This window comes from Streptomyces sp. NPDC059037 (genome assembly GCF_042740015.1).
Lineage (GTDB): Bacteria > Actinomycetota > Actinomycetes > Streptomycetales > Streptomycetaceae > Streptomyces.
The window spans coordinates 1-4,505 of sequence record NZ_JBHYIG010000454.1 but is presented as its reverse complement, the minus strand read 5'-3'; the positions used below and the strand labels follow the sequence as shown (position 1 = coordinate 4,505).

Sequence of the window (4,505 nt, the reverse complement as noted above, 5' to 3'; positions counted from 1 at the left end):
TGTCTCACCGGTTCAGGGGGGTGCTGCTGTGGGGGCACGGGAGGGGCTGTCAAGGGAGGGCCCGGGGGGTGAGACGGGGCGGGGTGGCAGGGCGAGGGGGGTGAGGCGGATGGTGATACGTCCGAGCAGGAGGTCCGTGGCTTCTGGGCCCCGCCCGGATGCGCGGGGCCGTGAAGAACGAGAAGAAGGATCAGGCAGCGCGGCGGCCGCCGCGCAGGTGCCGCCCCGGCCGGGGCGGCGAGTCGGGCTCCGTGTAGTCCGGCTTCCAATAGCCCGGCGTCTAGAGGAAGTTGACGTTCTGCGCGAGGGCGAGCCGGCTGGAGTAGTTGATGGTGTTGGTGGCCGGGCGCATGTACGCGCGCCAGGCGTCGGAGCCGGACTCCCGGCCTCCGCCCGTCTCCTTCTCGCCGCCGAACGCCCCGCCGATCTCCGCGCCGGACGTGCCGATGTTCACGTTGGCGATGCCGCAGTCGGAGCCCTCGGACGACAGGAAGAGCTCGGCCTCCTGCTGGTCGCGGGTGAAGATGCTGGAGGACAGGCCCTGCGGGACGTCGTTGTGCAGGGCGATGGCCTCCTCCAGGGTGTCGTAGGTGAGGACGTACAGGATGGGGGCGAAGGTCTCCTGCCGTACGACGTCGGTCTGTTCGTCGACGCGGACGACGACCGGTTCCGCGTACGCGGCCTGCGGCGCCGCATCGGCCAGGCGCCGGTTGCCGCCGGCGAGGATCTTGCCGCCCTGCGCCTGTACGCGGGCGAGCGCGTCCTGCATGCGGTCGAGGGCGGCGGGCGAGATGAGCGGGCCGACCAGGGTGTTCTCGTCGAACGGGTCGCCGATGGGGAGCCTGGTGTACGCGGCCGTCAGGCGTGCGACGAGAGTGTCCGCGATGTCGCGGTGGACGATCAGGCGGCGCAGCGTGGTGCAGCGCTGTCCCGCCGTGCCCGCGGCCGCGAAGACGATGCCCTGCACCGCGAGGTCGAGGTCGGCCGACGGCGCCACCACCGCGGCGTTGTTGCCGCCGAGTTCGAGCAGCGAGCGCCCGAAGCGGGCGGCGACGCGGGGGCCGACCTCGCGCCCCATGCGGGTGGAGCCGGTGGCGCTGACGAGCGCGACGCGCGGGTCGTCCACAAGCCGTTCGCCCACCGCGCGGTCACCGAGCAGGAGCCGGTGTACGTCACGGGGCGCGCCGACCTCTTCCGCGGCCTGGGCGAGGAGCCGGTCGCAGGCCAGGGAGATCAGCGGGGTCAGTTCGGACGGCTTCCAGACCACGGTGTCACCGCAGGCCAGCGCCACGGCCGTGTTCCAGGACCACACCGCGGCGGGGAAGTTGAACGCGGAGATCACGCCGACCACGCCCAGCGGATGCCAGGTCTCGGCGAGACGGTGGCCGGGGCGCTCGGATGCGATGGTGCGGCCGTAGAGCTGCCGGGAGAGACCGACCGCGAAGTCGCAGATGTCGATCATCTCCTGGACCTCGCCGAGCGCCTCCGAGCGGATCTTGCCCGCCTCGACGGTGATCAGATCGGCCAGGTCGCTCTTGTGGTCGCGCAGCAACTCGCCCAGGCGGCGCACGATTTCACCCCGGCGCGGGGGCGGCGTGACGCGCCAGGCGAGGAACGCCTCGCGCGCGGCGGCGACGGCCTCGTCGACTTCGGCGGCGGTCGCCGCGGTCAGGCCGAACAGGTCCTCGCCGGTGATGGGCGTCCGGGCCTGGAAGCCGGTGCCGTCCGGGACGGTGACGCCGACGCGCTCCAGGCTCGCGCGGGCGCGGGCGCGCAGGTCGTCGGTGGTGGGCAGGGCGGTGGTGCCGGTCATGGTGCTCCCTGGGTGAGGTGTGCGGGTGGGGGCGGAGGGGTGTCAGCGGGGGTGCGTGCCGTCGAGGCTCAGGCCCAGTTCGCGGCCGACCCGGGTGATGGAGCGGCTCTGCTGGTGCTCGTACAGGGCGAACGGGTCGAGGACCTCGCGGCCGATGGCGCCGGAGAGCCAGTCGCTGTCGTACGCGGCGCCTTCCTGCCCGGTGTTCCGGGAGCCATCGCCGCTGAGGTTGGACTGGAAGATGCCGGCGGCGGAGCGCGGCAGGAAGTCCTCGTAGACCACAGGTTCGGCCCGCACCCAGCCTTGGTCCACCAACTCGCCGATGGTGGCGGGGAGTTGGGCGCTCATGCGGGCGCGGCCGGGAGTGACGCCGTAGGTGAAGTAGGCGAGCTCCTGGGCGGCGAGCTCGCGCTCGCTGCCGGGGACGTGCTCCGCCCACAGGGCGCGGGCCAGCGCGGTGCGGTCCGCCGCCGGGCGGGCGGCGGCCCGGTCGTCGACGAGGGCGAGCAGCCGGTCGTAGAGTGCGCGGCCCGCGGGCGTGAGGGCGATGCCGCGGGCCTCGACCTCGCCGAACCGCACCCGCAGCGCGCCGCGCGTGACGGTGCCGTCCGGCCGGCGCAGGGCGCGCGGTTCGGCCAGGGCGCGGAAGGACGTCTGGCGCAGCAGCAGATCGGGACCCTTCCAGTCGGGCGGGCCCTGGATGGCGTCGATCATCTCGATGCCCCGGTCGGTCATGCGCCGGTACAGCTCGTCGATGTCCAGGACGCGCGGGGTGAGGTGGTTGATGTGGGTGGAGCCGACGCCGCCGATGTCCGCGGCGATCGCGGAGACCTTCTCGAGTTCCGCGTACCAGGCCTGGTCGATCGGCTCTGCAGACAATTCAAAGGCCTGGACGGCCAGTTGGAGGAAACGCTCGGCCTCCGCTTCGGGCAGCTCGCGCTCGGCATCGGCCCGGTCGGCCAGGGCGAGCAGCTCCGGCGGGAACAGCTCACGCCCGGCAAGGAACGTCTCCAGGCGGGCGCGCAGGTCGGCGTCGAAGAAGCGCGGGTCCGCGGGCGTGAGCAGGGAGGTGAAGACCCGGAAGGGATTGCGCGCCAGCTCCTCGGCGTCCACGGGACGGAACGCCGTCGACACGACGGGCACCGCACTCGCGGCCGCCTCCCGCAGATCGTAGAAGCCGACCGGACGCATGCCGAGCGCACCGAAGACCCGTGCGACATCGCGCAGTTCGGCGGGCGTGCCCACCCGGATGGCGCCGTGCCGCTCCGCGGTGACCCGGCCGATGGAGCCGAGCCGTTCGGCGTCGGCGCCCCGAGCGCGCAGGACGTCCTCGTTCACCTCGCGCGAGACGTCCACGAGCGTGGTGTAGGCGGGGACCTCACGCCCGTACATCTCCGAGAGCCGGACGGCGAAGGCGGCTCGCAGCCGCCACTGGCTGATCATGAAAGGCCTGCCTTCCGAAGCGGGTGGACGAGTCATACGACGTGCGCCTCTGGGCGGATCGCGGCCCCGGCCCGGAACCGCCCGGCGCTCATCGGCGCGATGTCGACGCACGGCTCCCGCTCCAGGTGCAGATCGCGCACGATCTCGCCGACGGCGGGTGCCTGAAGGAATCCATGGCCCGAGAACCCGGTGGCGTAAAGGAAGTTGGACACTGCGCCGGAGCGGCCGATCAGCGCGTTGTGGTCGGGGGTGACCTCGTAAAGCCCCGCCCAGCCGTCGGCGACCGGCATCGCGGCGAGCGCGGGGGCACGATGGCGTACGACGTCCCGGAACAGGCCGAGCCACTCCGGGGTCCACGTGGTGTCGAAGCCGTCGGGCTGGCCGGGATCGGCGAGACCGAACAACAGGCCGTCGTCGCTGTTGTGGAAGTACGCCGACGACGTGAAGTCGATGGTGAAGGGGATCCGCGGCGCCGACGGCGACAGCGGTTCGGTGAAGGCGAGTTGGCGGCGCACCGGCCGGACGGGCAGGTCCACGCCGGCCATGGCGCCGATCTGCCCGGACCAGGCGCCCGCCGTACAGATGACGGCGGCGCAGGCGATCGTGCCGCGGTCGGTGTGCACGGCGCTGACGCGGTCGCCGGCGGTGTCCATGCCGGTCACGCGGGTGTGCGTGGCGAACCGGACGCCCGCCCGGGCCGCCGCGTCGGCGTACCCGCGCACGACCAGGCCGGGGCGGGCGTGCCCATCGGTGGGGGAGTGCACGGCGGCCACCAGACCGTCGGCGCTCAGATAGGGGCACAGGCGCCGCGCCTCGGCCGCGTCGACCATGCGGCTGGGCACGCCCATCCCGTTCTGGAGCCGGACGCTTTGCTCGAACTCCGCGGCCTGCGTCTCACTGGTGAGCAGGAAGAGATAGCCCACGGTGTCCAGGCGGATGTCGGCGCCCGGCCGGTGCGCAAAGTCCTGGAAGGCGCGCAGACTGCGCCGGCCGAGCTCGATGTTGACGGGGTCGGAGAAGTGGGCGCGTACGCCGCCGATCGGTTTGCCGGAGCTGCCGCAGCCGAGCTCGCCGCGTTCGAGGACGACGATGTCGCGCACCCCGGCCTCGGCGAGGTGGAAGGCGATGGAGGCACCCATCACGCCCCCGCCGCCGCTAACCACGGCGGCGGGGGGGGGGGGGCGGCGGGAGAACGGGGCGCGGGGCGGTACCCGGGGTGTGGGCAACATAAACAAAACAAGCCAACGCC

General features: G+C 73.0%; 3 protein-coding genes. All 3 read right to left on the bottom strand.

Going from position 1 to position 4,505, the window contains the following annotated elements:
- Window positions 1-280: 280 nt before the first annotated feature.
- From ACFWY6_RS44425 to ACFWY6_RS44415, 3 genes are read right to left on the bottom strand one after another with little or no spacing between them, the layout of a single operon-like run.
- Window positions 281-1,813, bottom strand: a complete 1,533-nt coding sequence (locus tag ACFWY6_RS44425; protein WP_384703309.1) for an aldehyde dehydrogenase family protein — start codon at window positions 1,811-1,813, stop codon at window positions 281-283.
- Between the two features lie 42 nt (window positions 1,814-1,855).
- A complete protein-coding gene (locus ACFWY6_RS44420) occupies window positions 1,856-3,256 on the bottom strand; it encodes a 2-oxoadipate dioxygenase/decarboxylase family protein (RefSeq protein WP_384703306.1) in 1,401 nt (466 codons plus the stop codon).
- Between the two features lie 32 nt (window positions 3,257-3,288).
- Window positions 3,289-4,395, bottom strand: a complete 1,107-nt coding sequence (locus ACFWY6_RS44415) for an NAD(P)/FAD-dependent oxidoreductase (RefSeq protein ID WP_384703303.1) — start codon at window positions 4,393-4,395, stop codon at window positions 3,289-3,291.
- Between the last annotated feature and the right edge of the window lie 110 nt (window positions 4,396-4,505).

Bases quoted from the DNA above. Each gene is read 5' to 3' on its own strand.
- ACFWY6_RS44425 (WP_384703309.1), bottom strand. From the start codon at position 1,813: ATGACCGGCACCACCGCCCTGCCCACCACCGACGACCTGCGCGCCCGC.
- ACFWY6_RS44420 (WP_384703306.1), bottom strand. From the start codon at position 3,256: ATGATCAGCCAGTGGCGGCTGCGAGCCGCCTTCGCCGTCCGGCTCTCG.
- ACFWY6_RS44415 (WP_384703303.1), bottom strand. From the start codon at position 4,395: ATGGGTGCCTCCATCGCCTTCCACCTCGCCGAGGCCGGGGTGCGCGAC.